11 protein-coding genes and 1 other annotated feature are annotated in these 13115 nt (G+C 42.4%); of the genes, 6 read left to right on the top strand and 5 right to left on the bottom strand.

The window, feature by feature from the left end; translation table 11 throughout:
* Positions 1 to 91 precede the first annotated feature (91 nt).
* Both GQY27_RS01265 and GQY27_RS01260 read right to left on the bottom strand, forming a co-directional pair.
* Complete coding sequence (locus GQY27_RS01265) at positions 92 to 1312, bottom strand: CynX/NimT family MFS transporter (protein ID WP_160031698.1); 1221 nt, start codon at positions 1310 to 1312, stop codon at positions 92 to 94.
* Entirely contained in the window at positions 1299 to 2006 is a 708-nt protein-coding gene (locus GQY27_RS01260) for a FadR/GntR family transcriptional regulator (protein WP_160031697.1), read from the bottom strand. The genes GQY27_RS01265 and GQY27_RS01260 overlap by 14 nt, the downstream gene beginning before the upstream one ends.
* A gap of 166 nt (positions 2007 to 2172) precedes the next feature.
* Between GQY27_RS01260 and GQY27_RS01255 the strand changes: the two genes are divergently transcribed.
* The gene (locus GQY27_RS01255; protein WP_160031696.1) at positions 2173 to 3069 is read left to right on the top strand and encodes a DUF8580 domain-containing lipoprotein; all 897 of its coding nucleotides are present in this window, start codon (positions 2173 to 2175) and stop codon (positions 3067 to 3069) included.
* A gap of 107 nt (positions 3070 to 3176) precedes the next feature.
* Here the strand turns inward: GQY27_RS01255 and GQY27_RS01250 are convergent, their stop codons facing one another.
* Positions 3177 to 4043, bottom strand: coding sequence for an AraC family transcriptional regulator (locus tag GQY27_RS01250; RefSeq protein ID WP_160031695.1), 867 nt, complete (start codon positions 4041 to 4043; stop codon positions 3177 to 3179).
* A gap of 155 nt (positions 4044 to 4198) precedes the next feature.
* On the opposite strand from GQY27_RS01250, the gene GQY27_RS01245 reads away from it, so the two are divergent.
* Together GQY27_RS01245 and GQY27_RS01240 are read left to right on the top strand one after the other, a co-directional pair.
* Complete coding sequence (locus GQY27_RS01245) at positions 4199 to 5587, top strand: MATE family efflux transporter (RefSeq protein ID WP_160032022.1); 1389 nt, start codon at positions 4199 to 4201, stop codon at positions 5585 to 5587.
* A gap of 52 nt (positions 5588 to 5639) precedes the next feature.
* Positions 5640 to 5898: a binding site (T-box leader), on the top strand.
* A 100-nt stretch (positions 5899 to 5998) separates the two neighbouring features.
* Entirely contained in the window at positions 5999 to 7555 is a 1557-nt protein-coding gene (locus GQY27_RS01240) for a 2-isopropylmalate synthase (protein WP_160031694.1), read from the top strand.
* A 161-nt stretch (positions 7556 to 7716) separates the two neighbouring features.
* Here the strand turns inward: GQY27_RS01240 and GQY27_RS01235 are convergent, their stop codons facing one another.
* Positions 7717 to 8469, bottom strand: coding sequence for an SDR family NAD(P)-dependent oxidoreductase (locus GQY27_RS01235; protein WP_160031693.1), 753 nt, complete (start codon positions 8467 to 8469; stop codon positions 7717 to 7719).
* Between the two features lie 149 nt (positions 8470 to 8618).
* Here GQY27_RS01235 and GQY27_RS01230 point away from each other — a divergent pair, with 149 nt between their 5' ends.
* The gene (locus GQY27_RS01230; RefSeq protein WP_160031692.1) at positions 8619 to 9539 is read left to right on the top strand and encodes a LysR family transcriptional regulator; all 921 of its coding nucleotides are present in this window, start codon (positions 8619 to 8621) and stop codon (positions 9537 to 9539) included.
* Positions 9540 to 9600: 61 nt separating this feature from the next.
* Here GQY27_RS01230 and GQY27_RS01225 read toward each other — a convergent pair whose 3' ends face one another.
* On the bottom strand, positions 9601 to 10791 hold the full coding sequence (locus tag GQY27_RS01225; RefSeq protein WP_160031691.1) for an FtsW/RodA/SpoVE family cell cycle protein: 1191 nt from the start codon (positions 10789 to 10791) through the stop codon (positions 9601 to 9603).
* 179 nt (positions 10792 to 10970) lie between these two features.
* Between GQY27_RS01225 and GQY27_RS01220 the strand changes: the two genes are divergently transcribed.
* Together GQY27_RS01220 and GQY27_RS01215 are read left to right on the top strand one after the other, a co-directional pair.
* Entirely contained in the window at positions 10971 to 11465 is a 495-nt protein-coding gene (locus GQY27_RS01220; RefSeq protein ID WP_160031690.1) for a GrpB family protein, read from the top strand.
* An 85-nt stretch (positions 11466 to 11550) separates the two neighbouring features.
* Positions 11551 to 13014, top strand: coding sequence for a carboxylesterase/lipase family protein (locus tag GQY27_RS01215; protein ID WP_160032021.1), 1464 nt, complete (start codon positions 11551 to 11553; stop codon positions 13012 to 13014).
* Positions 13015 to 13115 lie beyond the last annotated feature (101 nt).

Here is a 13115-nt window from a genome sequence, read left to right as displayed (position 1 = left end):
ATAGTGAAAAGAGGGTCTTTCCTGAATGCAGGAAGACCCTCTTTGTATGAACCATATCATGATTTATTTTATCACTTGAATCTGAATCCATTTATGAAATTGATTCACCTATGAATCTGTTTTTTGCTGCTCCAAGCCCACAGATGAAAATGAAGATACTTGCCGCAAACAATAAGAACAGCGGAATCGTCCAGCTTGCAGTCAGATCATGCAGGTAACCAAACATCATAGGACCAACAGCTGCCATAAGGTAACCAACAGACTGCGCCATACCGGATAGTTCGGCTGCTTCTTCGGCTGTTTTTGTACGTAGATTGAAAAACATCATCACTAATCCAAAAGAGAAGGAACCGGCAATTCCAATTAGGGAAACCCAGAGAGGAACGAAGGCGGTACTGCCGAAAATCAGTCCTAAAATTCCAACCGTATACAGCGAGAAAGTTACGTATACAAGTGGAGTTTGGCTTTTCATCCGGCTAGCCAAGATCGGAACCAAAAAAGTAAATGGCATCATCGAAAACTGGGTGAGAGATAACATCCATCCGGCTGTATCTGCTACCATTCCGCGGTCCATAAGGATCTCTGGCAGCCAGGATACAATATTATAAAAAATAAAAGATTGCAGTCCCATGAAGAAGGTGATCTGCCAAGCAAGCGGTGACTTCCACATGTTCACTTTAGATCGGTAAGAAGCTGTGGTAGCTGCACTTAGCCGGGCCGATTTCATCCGAGGCAGCCAGGTTGCTAGCGCAAGAACGGTAAGAATGACCCAGCAAGCAAGAGCACCTTTCCAGCCAATTCCAAGCTGTACAGCAAGCGGAATACTGATCCCAGAAGCGAGAGCACCGCATATATTCATAGACAGTGTATAGGCTCCGGTCATAACTCCTACTTTATTTGGGAATTCCTGTTTCACGAGACTCGGTAAGAGAACATTACATACGGCGATGCCAAGTCCAACGAATATCGTACCTGCAAAAAGGGATCCAGCACCAAATAAGGTGCGTCCTATGGCCCCAAGCGCAATGAATAATAAGGCACAAAAAATAACTCGTTCCATGCCGAATCGGCGTGAAAGTTTTGAAGCAAATGGGGAGAGTACAGCGAAAGCAAGCAAGGGTACGGTGGTGATCATACCGGCTAATGTATTCGATATCCCTGTACTTTCTTTAATAGAACCAAGCAATGGCCCAATGGAAGTAATGGGAGCACGTAAATTTGCTCCTATTAAAAGAAGGGCTACTACAAGAATAAAGCTTTCGCTTATTCTCCATTGCCGCTGACTTACAGTGGTTTTTTCAATTGATTTCATTCATGCTGCCTCCAAGTTGTATAAAATGTTGTTTTGATTCTTCGATGTATTGATGGACAGCATCTACTGCTCGCAGCTGATCTTGTTCTACAATTGCGTTTAACAGTTGTTCATGCGTGTCTTTACAGTAGTAGGCGTCGCCTGTTTTTGCAATGATTTTGGTAACCATATCTTTGAGAGCATCCGTAATATGTTCATAGAGGTCCATAAGGAGACCGTTCTTGCTTGCTGCAACAATTGCCTTATGAAATGCTACATCCCATTCCGCAAAATCTTCATACTGTCCATTCTGTATCGCTTCATTCTGACACTGAAAACATAGCCTGATTTGTTCTATATCGGACTCGGTTCGGTTATTTGCTGCGAGATAGGCCGCTTCTCGCTCCAAAGCGTGGCGTACTTCAAGAGATTGTATATAATCCGTCCTGTTCATTCTTTTTCGTAATATGGGACCAAGGGAACTAGACGCAGAAACATAGGTTCCATCGCCTTGTCTCGTTTTCAAAAGACCCGCATGGGTTAAAGCCTTAATCGCTTCTCTCAGCGTATTTCGGCTAACGTCTAACTGACCCATGAGTTCAGGTTCCGGGGGAATCTTCGATCCGAGAGGCCATTCTCCCGTTTCAATCAATTTTTCCAATTGGTCTACAATCTGTTCGGTCAGCGAACGTTTCGTTGTTTTATGTAAACTCATGTTTCTACCTCCAAACGTAGGATGTTTGGTCCTTTGATATTATAGCGGTTCTAAGAGTAAAAAGAAAAGGATAAAAAAGGAAAATAATCTCTTTTTAAAAATAAGGTGAATCTTACGTAACTCCTGCAGGGTTGCGTGCGTTTACATAAGATAAGGAGGTGTTCTGATGAGAAAAAAGATGAAAAAAAGCACCGCAGTACTCATTACCATCTTGGTACTTACCCTGGCAGCTTGCGGGCAGAATGGAGCAAGCGGACCATCAACAGAACCTGGAACCGATCAGGAAAATAATCGGCCCACTGAACCTGAAGTGATTGTAAAGGAAGCCAGGGGAACATTTACGGGACTCGCTGATTCGCATACCATTGAAGTCATTCTTGAGAATGGGGAAGCAGAGGCGTATCAATTTGACGAATCGCTGATGAAAGAAATTTCTACTCTTCAGGAGAATGATATCGTAACGTTAAAATATGAAGAAAAGCCGATTGAAGGAGAAGATACCTTGAAGCAGCGGGTACTTATCGAGATAGTCAAAACAGGGACAAGCAGTGGAACTATACCTAACGAAGAGGATGACAAATCCGAAAGTCGTCCCGCTACACAAGAGCTGACACTTACGTTAGAAGGGATGACTGAACAGAAAGAAGCAAGTATCATATCGGCTGCGGACGGTTATTCCTTTTATGTTTTTGATATTTTCACATTCAATCCGGAAACAGGGCTGTTCACAATGGACGTTGATCCGAATTATGCGGTCCAGATCGAGAATCTGCCTGCTGATCTACAGCTCCAGGAACAGGAGGAGAAAGGAACGCTAGTCCTTGCTGAGTATGGAGAGGTAGAGGTCGTATCTGAAGAGAAGAGACCTGAAGCAATGAAGGATGCCAGGCTCTTTCTAACTGCCAAGGAAGAGAAGAACGGAACAGTACATCAGTATATTGTAAAGGAACAAGACGGTACTAATTTCGCTTTTACCATCACCATCCCTGCAGGTGAACCATCGGAAGGTTTTGTACCGCATGTTTATGCAAGTTTAAATACGATTGAACTGGAACATGAATAAGCAATTGCCAAGGGAAAAAGCAAAGACGAGAGAAAGGACAAAAGAATACCAAGTGAAGAATGCGAAGAGAAAAGCGCTCCCCTTAAGAACAAGGGGATGCGCTTTTTTTAATCCATAAAAAACTGCTGACGATATTTCTGCGGAGAGATGTTCTCCTGCTTGGTAAAGCAAGAAGTGAAATAAGCAGCCTGATTAAATCCGACTTCTTCTGCAACACGGCTGATACTGTAATCGGTTTGCATAAGTAGAAGCTTGGCTTGTTCAATTCGATACCGCTGTAAGTACTCTACTGGAGAACAGCCATATTCTTTTTGCATACAGCGAGCAATATATACGGGATGAAAATTAATGTTCAGACCCATGGTATGCGCTTTGAATTCATCTCGGTAGTGTGAACGTAAATAACTGGCTGCTTTCTCAGCACAGGCTAAAGAAGGGGAAGCGGAAGGATGTACGCCTGTTGCGGCAAGCAGCTGAATGAGTTCTTGAAAAAGAACTTGCTGATTCCACAGCGCTCTTGTCTGATGCCCGTTTTGTACAAGTCCTGTGAGCGTATCTAATAATTCGATCGTGCGCTGCATTTGTGTCAAACGACCGAACTGAGGGACTTCAATCGTAAAATAGTTGGGGATCATAAACTGCAGCTCAATTGCATCCTCCCTTTGAAACATCAGTGACTTGTCGATGCCCCATTCTCCGCTCGTCTTAAAATGCAGCCAGTAGTAGGTTGTATCTGCAGAACAATCCTTCGTCCCATAATGATGAGCATCCGGCCGTAGAATAAGATACATCCCTGATTCAACTTGGTACGGTTCGCCGTTCTCTATCACATCAAGTTGACCGCTGACGACAACAAGCAGATCAAAAATGCCGAAATTCTTTCGATTAGGCTGTTTTCCTGCATAAGGTGCCTCACACAGACCGCTTATGATGTACTCAGGAAGAGGAGGGACCGTAAAATGTAGAGTTGTCATAGGTATAACCTTTCAAATCGAATTGAGGTTGCAAATTTATAAGTATGAGTTCATAAAATGATATTTTAAATTCATTATACCAACTATAATTTGAAAAGTTAATGCGCTGTACTCGTCATTTTACTTATAGCGCTACTTTCTCATCGGAGGTTGGAATACTAGATATGAATACCAAAAAAATTACCCTCTGGGTGCTGGCTTGGCCTATTTTTATTGAACTGTTTCTGCAATTTTTGCTGGGAGCCGTAGATACATTAATGGTCAGTCGTATTTCGGATGACGCAGTAGCCGTCGTTGGATTTTCAAATCAACTGTTTCAAGCGATGACAGTTCTGTTCACAACGGTGGCCAGCGGAGCAGGAATACTAATCGCTCAGAAGCTGGGGTCGCATAAAAAGGTGGATGCCCGTGTTATTGGAATCATGGCGTTCACGGTAACAACCATCCTTGGAGCAATATGCAGTGTAATCCTTGTAGCATCTCCACAAAAAATAGCAATGGTATTACAATTACCGGAGCATCTGCTGCCGCTGGCAGGTATCTATATCTCGATTGTTGGCGGAGGTATGATTCTAATCGCAATGATGGCTACAATGAGCACGGTCATACGGAATACAGGGAATACGAAAGGACCTATGTATGTCGCACTTGGGATGAATGTGATTCATGTGTTTTTGAATTATGCCTTCATTTTTGGAGCGTTTGGATTCCCGCAGTGGGGCCTGACCGGCGTAGCCATTTCTACTGTAGCAAGTCGCTTGCTCGCTGTTATTTTGCTTCTTCTGATGTTCTTACGGTCCTTTGAATACCGGATCAAATGGCAAGAACTCACCGTATTTAATCGGCCTTTATTCGGTGAAATACTGAAGATTGGATGGCCGCTTGGCGTTAATATGTCTTGCTGGGTGTTCTCTCAGCTTATTATTTACTCCTACATTGCCACACTTGGTGCGGCAGAACTAGCGGCGCGGACCTATATGAATACGCTTGAATCGTTCTGTTTTCTGCTTGGGTCATCGATCGCAATGGCAGCACAGATCCAAATAGCGCATCTCTTCGGAGCTGGCCGAGTTCGGGAAGCTTACCGGAGTGCTTACCGTGCACTGGGTATCGGGGCAATCTATGTGGTTGTCAATGCGTTGATTCTTTTTTTATTCGGAAGACAGCTTCTCGGACTCTTTACGGATGATCAGACGATTATCGCGATTGGTGCATCCTTACTGGGGATGAACCTCATTCTTCAGCCGGGTAAAATGCTGAACATGGCGCTTGGTAACTCACTGAATGCAATTGGTGATACGAGATTCACCATGTATATCTCGCTCGGTTCCATGTGGATCATTGCGACAGGAATGTCATATGTACTTGGGATTCATCTAGGTTTTGGTCTGATCGGCATCTATTCTTGCATGATTGTAGATGAGTACTTGAGAGGAATTCTATCTTATGTGAGGTGGCGGGGACAGAAGTATTTACGAAAAGCAGAAGCGGCAGAGCAGCAAAAGCCGGATGGCATGACGGTAGAACCTGCTGTAGTAATTTAAGGTTGACAAAGGAAATAAATACCAATATACTCCATTTAACCAATTGAACATATCAAATGTGCTGATTAGAAATAGTAGAAGTGAGGAACTCTTTCAGAGAGCCGTTGGCAGGTGGGAATACGGCAGTAGGGACCACTTTGAACTCATCTATGAACAGCTGCCTGAATATAGTATATAGTAGGGTTTGCCGGGATTCCGCCGTTACAAGGATAGATGGTCTTCGCCATCGAACAAAGATTGTTTCCTATCCGTATATTTGTAGGGATAAGAAGCGAATTAGAGTGGTACCGCGGGTTAACCTCGTCTCTATAGTAGAGACGAGGTTTTTTGTTTGCTAAAATCCGGGTTTAGCAAGCCTCGTGTTTACATAAAATGAATTACATTCATATTTTCCGTGAGGAGGAAGTTTTCATGACAAATCGCAATGTATTGGTACTGGACACGACCCTGAGAGATGGAGAACAAGTTCCTGGAGCGAAACTAAACACCTTGCAGAAAATTGAATTTGCACAACAGCTGAAAAGGTTAAATGTAGATATGATCGAGGCAGGTTTTCCTGCTTCTTCTAAGGGAGATTTTCATGCGGTTCAACAAATTGCAAAAAAAGTAGGAGATCAAATTTCAATAACGGCTCTCGCAAGAGCGGTGAAAAGTGATATTGATGCCGTTTATGAAAGTATTAAGCTCGCACAGAATCCATTCATTCATATCGTGCTTGGAACTTCTAGTATTCATCTTGAGAAAAAATTCGCCCGTTCAGAGGATGCCGTCATGCAGATGGGGGTAGATGCGGTGAAATATGCGAAGACGCTGCTTCCTGAAGTACAGTATTCGACGGAGGATGCTTCAAGGTCTGATTTTGAATATTTGTGGAGAACGATTGAGGCGGTAGTGAAAGCGGGAGCGACCATTATTAACGTTCCAGATACCGTTGGGTACGCTGTTCCTGAAGAGTTTGGTGATTTGGTAAGAAGAATTAATGAGCGTCTTAAGAATCTAGACGATAAAGTGATACTGAGTGTTCATTGCCATAATGATTTGGGGATGGCGACAGCAAATACGCTGAGTGCCATTAAGAACGGGGCACAAAAAGTAGAGTGTACCATTAATGGACTCGGTGAGCGTGCCGGGAATACCTCTCTTGAAGAAGTCGTCATGGGACTGAAAGTAAGAGAGAACTTTTACGGCTGTACGACCCGAATTCAAAGAAAAGAAATTTTGCAGACTTCCCGGCTATTGACGCATTTAACGGGGCTGGATGTCCAAGTGAATAAGGCGATTACGGGGGATAATGCTTTTGCTCACTCCTCTGGAATTCATCAGGACGGTTTGCTCAAAGATAAAAATGTATATGAGATCATGTCACCTGAAGAAGTGGGCGGAGAAAAAATGGAGCTCATTCTTACGGCAAGATCGGGACGGCATGCATTTAAAAATGCAGTGGAGCGTATGGGGTTCAGCGTTACGAGTACCGAAGAATTTGAATTGTTATTTGAAAAATTCATTACCCTGGCTGATGCCAAAAAAGAAGTGTACGATCACGATGTGTTTTATCTGGTGACCGAACATTTAAATAAGCCGCAGTCAAGAGGACATTTATATGAACTGGCATCTTTTCAAGTAGTGACGAATGATCAGTATCCAACGGCCAGTGTAGAACTGAAAAAGGGAAGTGATGTCCTCAGAGGAAGTTCCATCGGTGACGGACCGATTGATGCGCTTTATAGTGTCATTAAAACGTTAACGGATCTGGATGTTCAGCTGACCCACTACAAAATAAATAGTATATCGAGAGGGAAAGAAGCGGTCGGACGAGTGCATCTGCAGATCTCATGTGATGGAAAGACGTACACAGGGCGTGCGATGGATACGGATATCATTAAGGCTAGTGCGATCGCATATATTAATGGGATTAACGCAGTGATCTTGGACCAGATGGAACTTGCGGAAAACTTGGTAGAACAGTAACCATTCATGAACTTCATATCATGATAACTCAAATAACGATCAAAAAAGATGACTCTCGGAAATATACCTGAGGTCATCTTTTTTTGATTAATTCAATATGTCGAATCCATTTCACAATACTTTTAGTTGCTTTAATCAGTTATAAATTGATTTCGCGAACCCTATTTAAAGGAAGCATAACCTTGGTCAGCCATGACTACACTGCCGTTAATCGCTTCCGCTTCTTCTAGAGATATAAGATATACGGTTTTCGCTACGGCTTCCGGTTGAGTCAGCTTGCCGCCCATGACTTTATGAGCCATCTCATCGGCCATACCTAGATCTTTGTATCCTTGAATGATAGGAGTATCTACTACACCTGGAGCAACCGCAACAACACGAATATCATACTGCGCAAGTTCTAATGCAGCCGATTTACTCATCATAATGACAGCACCTTTGGTAGCATGGTAAGCGAAAGATCCTGGTGATGCAAGGAATCCGAATACTGAAGCCGTATTAATAATAACCCCTTTGATACCAAGTTCTCTCATTTTTTTGCTGGCTGCGATAATTCCGTGAGCTACTCCGTGTTGGTTCACATTAATGACGCGATGGTACGTATCCCAGTCTAGGGCAGCAACGGGGGTTGGCAGACCAATTCCTGCATTATTGAACATGACGTCAATACGGCCATATTGCCTCACGGTTTGTTCCACAAGCGCTTCTACACTTTCATAATTAGAAACATCAACTTGAATAAAAGTAGCTTCGCCGCCATTTTTCTGGATCATAGCAACGGTTTCTTTACCGCCTGTTTCATTATAATCTGCAACAATAACACGATCGCCTTTTCTTGCAAAAATGAGGCTTGTTTCGCGGCCTATTCCACTTGCTCCGCCTGTAATAACAGCTACTCTTTTTTCATTACTCATGATAAATCCTCCTATGTAAATTACGTATTTGTGATAGATATCATTGCTTCTGTTTAACTTACATTTAGTATATACTCGTTTTATCATTAACTATATTTAAAGTATTTTAAGTCAAGTTAAGAATAAGTTAACTAAAGGAGGGGAGATCTATGAACATGGATCAACTCTTGTATATCACAGAAACCGCCAGAACAGGATCACTCACCAAAGCATCAGAATCATGTAATGTTACGCTATCTGCAGTTAGTCAGGCGATTACAAGTCTTGAGAACGAACTGGGGTTCTCCTTATTTAAAAGATCTCGTGCAGGAGCTATCCCTACAGAAGATGGGAAACGTATTTTATCCAAAGCATATAAGGTACTTGATGCACTTGAGGAACTGAAACAAGAGACTGAGGTTCAGCCCGAACAGCTTACTGGCGTTATAAGAATAGCGACTATTCCGCTTCCGACACTGATCTATACCGATGCAATTATTGATTTTAAGAAACAGTTTCCCGGAGTTACGCTAGAACTATGTGAGATGAGTACGAATGATATCATTCATGAAATAAATGAAAGACGTTTTGATGTGGGACTGATTATATTTGAAGAAGAGCTGAGACAACAGCATAAATCCTTATTATTCGGTAAGCTGATTCAGCAAGAAATGGTCGCAGGCGTTAGCAAACGCTCTCCCCTTGCTTTACAGGATTCGATTACCCCAGAGGAGATTCTGAAGCATCAGATGGTTTTATATAAAGATGATCTGCTGCTGAAATTTTACGAAGATCTCCAGCAGAATTATGGAAAAGGTCAACTCTTATTTTCAACGAATCAGACTTCAGTCATTTGGAAATTGGTTCGAGAAAATGTGGCGATGACGATTGGATTTGATTTGTCATTTGGTAAACATGCCCATATGTCCAGCAGTGATATTGTAATCTTACCGCTTGCAATCCCAACTTCCGTCTCCTCTTATGTAGGGTGGGTACAGCCGAATAGGAGAAATATCCCAAAGCAAGTATCGGCTTTCTTGAATCAGTTGGCAAATCAATATCGTTTTCATGAACGTCACGAAAGCTTGTAAAATAAAAAAAGACAGTAGGCAAACTAGTATAAGCTAGTTTGTCTACCGCTCTAGAACCGTCCTATAAGACGGTTCGTTTACTTAACTGCAAGCTCTCCGTACTTGGTAACATATCATCTGTTACCTCATCATTTACTTTAATGCTCAGTACTACACCTATGCAGAGCATATTAATGAGCAGTGAAGAACCTCCAAAGCTAAGAAAAGGTAAAGTAATCCCCGTCAAAGGCATGAGTCCGATAAACATGCCGACATTTTCAAAAATTTGATAGATGAACATAGCCACAATACCCACAATTAAAATAGGTCCCGCCTTATTTCCACATTCAAGTCCGATATAGATGAGCCGGTAAATGAGTATGAAATAGAGAAATAATAAAAGAGAAACCCCTAGAAACCCAAATTCTTCCGCAGCGACGATGATAATCGAGTCCGAGTAAGTATAAGGAACATAACCTGTCTGCACCATTGTCCCTTGCTTATATCCCTTTCCTAATAAGCCGCCTGACGCAATCGCGATTTTCGCATTTCTTGTATGGTAAGAAGCATCTTTGCCTGCTTCTTCAGGCAAAAGCCATGGATCGATCCGATCGAGCCAGTGTCCTTTTTCCGTATTAGAAAGATAGGTAGTAATTTGATCATGAAAGGTAATATATGACTTGATTCCACCAATGGAAAGAGCAGCGATGAGCAGAAGTATAATAAGAGCATGTCTGTTCTTAATGTCCCCGATCCACAGCATGCCGATTAAGATGACAAGATAGCTGAGTGCATTTCCCATATCATTTGTTTTCATGACTAAGGCGAAAGGAAGAAGGGTGACAAGTGAAAGGGGGATGACATTTGCCCAGAAGGTGAGTTTTTTGTTCTGTTTCATTAAGATACCGCCAAGCGTAATGATCAGTATTATTTTAAAAACTTCGGCGGGTTGCACATTAAATAAATGAGGGATAGAGATCCAGCCCCTGGAGCCGTTGAGGACCTTACCGAAAAACGAAACATATACAAGCAGCAATATACCTGCTCCGTAGATATACCAATAATATTTCAAGATGAGTTTGTAGTGAATTAACGAAGTCACAACTAAAGCCGCAAAACTAAGCAGGTAATAGATCACCATTTTCATTTCGGAACCGGCGAATTTTTCCGGGCTGTATTGAATCCCACTATGTATTAATAGAATGCTGGCGAGCATGAAAAAACAAAGGATCCAGATGATGGTAGAATCTATCTTTTTTAGTTTTTGCAACATGTAAATGAGTCACTCCTTTGTTAATCTAATGCTACATATCACTAAATTATAGATGAATATTGTTTTATTTACCAACCCAGAAGGAGTTTTCATTCTGATTTCGAATGTTTGAAAGATAGCACTTTGGTTTAAATGGATGGTCATTCATCCCTACTCTATACATAAGGAGAGGAAGCGGTATGGAAATCGTAACTTTCGCAAGAAATAAATATAATGACCAGGCGGCAGAACTATTTTTGCAGGAAAATAAGAAGCTAAAGGAACGTCTTAAACATGCAGATATTCATCATGTAGGAAGCTCGGCAATTCCCGGCACCCTGACAAAAGGAGATGTTGATATTCAGGTTCGAGTGAAGCAAGAAGAATTTGATGAAGCAGTCCGTGTGCTGGAATCTTTATACCCAGTCGATGAAAAAGGAGAACAAACGGCTTCTTTTCGTTCCTTTTATACAAAGGAGACGGTTCTGCCATTAGGTGTTCAGTTAACCGTATGTCATTCCAAACATGATGTATTTCATAAATTTCGTGATGTATTGTTAATTAATGAAGGATACCGTGATCAATACGATGAACTGAAAGCTTCCTATGAGGGAAAAGATTTGGAGAGTTACCGAGAAGCCCAACGTCATTTTTTTGATCAGTTAAAGAAAACGCCGGAATATAGAAGTATGTAATAACTTGGGTATGTAGATATCGTGGAAGGAATACAGCATGATGCAGACGTTTGAAGAAACGGACATCAGGAAGGATGAATACGAGATGAGAGAGCTGAGAGTAAATACAAAATATGGTGCGTTAAAGGGACGGAACATAAATGGAGCAGCAGTATGGAAAGGAATCCCTTATGCGAAACCGCCTGTGAATGAACTGCGTTTTGAAGCGCCCGAGCCGCCTGATTCCTGGGAAGGTGTCAAGGAAGCTGATCAGTTTGGACCGGAGTGTATACAGCCAAGAACAGAAGGGGGATTATTTCAGACTCCAGGATATGAGCCGGTAGAATCGGAAGATTGTCTTTATCTCAATGTATGGGCTCCAGAACAAGTAGCGGAACAAAAGCTTCCAGTTATGGTATGGATCCACGGAGGTGCATTCGTCAGCGGATCAGGCAGCACCTCGTTCTATGATGCTACAAAGTTTGTGAAACGCGGTGAGATTATTGTCGTTACCCTAAACTACCGTCTGGGTCCCTTTGGCTTTATGCATTTATCACCGCTTGGTGAATCATTTATATCGAATGCGGGACTGCTTGATCAAATTGCTGCCTTGGAATGGGTGAAAGAGAATATAGATGGTTTTGGAGGAGACCCTGGTGCAGTGACGGTGTTTGGTGAATCAGCAGGCAGTATGAGTATCGCTGCTCTTATGGCCATGCCAAAAGCAAAAGGGCTCTTCAAACAGGCCATTATGCAAAGCGGCGCTTCGCAGCTTATACCAGCAGAACAAGCAGCTCAGGTTACAGCTGGTATGCTGCAGATGCTGCGAATTGGTTCTGACGAGGTCCACAAACTGAGAACCCTGCCTGCTGAACAAATCCTTGCTGCCGGAGAACGCTTCAAACAGCAGACAGGTGCAGGTCTTGCTATGTTATTCCAGCCTGTGGTGGATCAATCTACACTTCCAAAATCACCTGTGCAAGCAGTGAAAGATGGCGATGCCAGTGACGTACGGCTCCTTATTGGAACCAACCTTGACGAAGGAGCACTATTTATCCGTCCAGAAACGGATATCATGAACGATGGTGATATTGTAAGAGCGATGGAAATGATGACAGGTGTATCTGATGGGCATGATATCGTCTCCCAGTATCCGAAAACAACAGATGGACAGGCACAGTTAATGACAGATCTTTTCTTTTGGCGTTCCTCCGTGCAGTTCGCTGCTGCTCAGTCTAAATATGCACCGGTATTTATGTACCGGTTTGATTGGACACTCGAAGGTCATCCGCTATTAAATAAAGCGATCCATGCAGGTGAAATTGCTTTTGTATTTCATAATCTGCAGTTTTTTAAACCCTTGGGAATTAACCCGAGTGATTCAATGCAGCAACTTGCTTCTTCGATGCAAGACGCATGGATTGCATTTGCAAAAGGGGAAGATCCCGTTCCGGCAGGTCATCATTGGCCCCCTTATTCAATAGATCTTAGAGCAACAATGATCTTTAATACGGACCTTGAAGTGATTCAAGATCCAGATCAAGAAAAAAGAATACGTTTAGGATTATGATATAAAATAAACCCCTTGATGAGCCAATCTCATTAAGGGGTTATTTATTGTAAATCTAGTAGAAAGAAGAGAAATTTTCTTGCTATTTGGAACATTTTATC

Origin of the sequence: Paenibacillus sp. An7, assembly GCF_009870785.1 — a bacterium.
GTDB lineage: Bacteria > Bacillota > Bacilli > Paenibacillales > Paenibacillaceae > Paenibacillus.
The sequence above is the reverse complement of the archived record's forward strand: the minus strand, read 5'-3'. Positions and strand labels throughout refer to the sequence as shown.

Excerpts from the sequence above, each read along its gene's own strand:
- GQY27_RS01265 (WP_160031698.1), bottom strand. The coding sequence starts at position 1,312 with ATGAAATCAATTGAAAAAACCACTGTAAGTCAGCGGCAATGGAGAATA.
- GQY27_RS01215 (WP_160032021.1), top strand. The coding sequence starts at position 11,551 with ATGAGAGAGCTGAGAGTAAATACAAAATATGGTGCGTTAAAGGGACGG.
- GQY27_RS01260 (WP_160031697.1), bottom strand. The coding sequence starts at position 2,006 with ATGAGTTTACATAAAACAACGAAACGTTCGCTGACCGAACAGATTGTA.
- GQY27_RS01250 (WP_160031695.1), bottom strand. The coding sequence starts at position 4,043 with ATGACAACTCTACATTTTACGGTCCCTCCTCTTCCTGAGTACATCATA.
- GQY27_RS01240 (WP_160031694.1), top strand. The coding sequence starts at position 5,999 with ATGACAAATCGCAATGTATTGGTACTGGACACGACCCTGAGAGATGGA.
- GQY27_RS01225 (WP_160031691.1), bottom strand. The coding sequence starts at position 10,791 with ATGTTGCAAAAACTAAAAAAGATAGATTCTACCATCATCTGGATCCTT.
- GQY27_RS01235 (WP_160031693.1), bottom strand. The coding sequence starts at position 8,469 with ATGAGTAATGAAAAAAGAGTAGCTGTTATTACAGGCGGAGCAAGTGGA.
- GQY27_RS01255 (WP_160031696.1), top strand. The coding sequence starts at position 2,173 with ATGAGAAAAAAGATGAAAAAAAGCACCGCAGTACTCATTACCATCTTG.
- GQY27_RS01230 (WP_160031692.1), top strand. The coding sequence starts at position 8,619 with ATGAACATGGATCAACTCTTGTATATCACAGAAACCGCCAGAACAGGA.
- GQY27_RS01220 (WP_160031690.1), top strand. The coding sequence starts at position 10,971 with ATGGAAATCGTAACTTTCGCAAGAAATAAATATAATGACCAGGCGGCA.